The sequence below is a fragment of the Halomonas sp. BM-2019 genome (assembly GCF_017584085.1).
In genome coordinates this window covers 3,419,483-3,419,801 of the sequence record NZ_CP071922.1, presented here as the reverse complement: position 1 = coordinate 3,419,801, position 319 = coordinate 3,419,483, and the positions used below count along the sequence as shown (strand labels likewise).

At 74.9% G+C, this 319-nt stretch carries 1 protein-coding gene; it reads right to left on the bottom strand.

Annotated elements, in window-relative coordinates; genetic code table 11:
- Positions 1-319 (bottom strand): hypothetical protein (locus J5F18_RS16970; protein ID WP_346299713.1); only part of this gene is annotated, 319 nt, incomplete at both ends.

Here is a 319-nt window from a genome sequence, read left to right as displayed (position 1 = left end):
CAGGGTCAGCCAGGCGGCCCGGGTCAGCGACGAGACGTTGTCGGCGGCGTCCAGCAGGCGGTCGCGGATGGCGCGATCCTCGGCGATGGGGCTGCCCACCGGCAGGGTGACCGTGGCCTGGACCCGGTCCGACTCCACCCGGGGCATCAGCGAGAAGCCGAGCCGCCCGCTCAAGGCCCAGGCCAGGGCCACCGCCAGCACCGCCACGGCGAGGCTGACGGTGAGCAGCCGCTGGTCCAGGCAGCGCTCCAGGAAGGGGGCGAAGCGCTCCTGGGTCATTCGCGCCAGCCACCCCTGCAGGGCCTGGCGCACCCGGTCC